A 289-nucleotide genomic window follows, 5' to 3' on the forward strand; every position below is an offset into this window, starting at 1 on the left:
ATTTCCTTGATGCGGTCGATCGAGGACAGGATCACCGTCACCGCCTGCCCGGTCACCGGCATGCCGTCACGGAATTTGCCCATCAACGTCTCGCCGGCATGCGCCAGCGCTTCAAGCCGCGGCAATCCGAGGAAGCCGCAGGTGCCCTTGATGGTGTGGACCAGGCGGAAGATGTTATCCAGGATCTTGGCGTTGTTCGGCTCCTGCTCGAACTTCACCAACTGGTTGTCGACGGTGTCCAGGCTCTCGCTGGTCTCCGTCAAAAACTCCCGCAACAGATCATCCATGA

The 289-nt window shown here is 59.5% G+C and carries 1 protein-coding gene; it reads right to left on the reverse strand.

Annotation, left to right across the window (positions count from 1 at the left end):
* A partial coding sequence (locus tag RAD10_RS41650) for an Hpt domain-containing protein (protein ID WP_176945855.1) occupies positions 1–287 on the reverse strand: 287 nt, incomplete at its 3' end.
* Between the last annotated feature and the right edge of the window lie 2 nt (positions 288–289).

It is taken from the genome of Bradyrhizobium sp. 23AC (assembly GCF_054863025.1).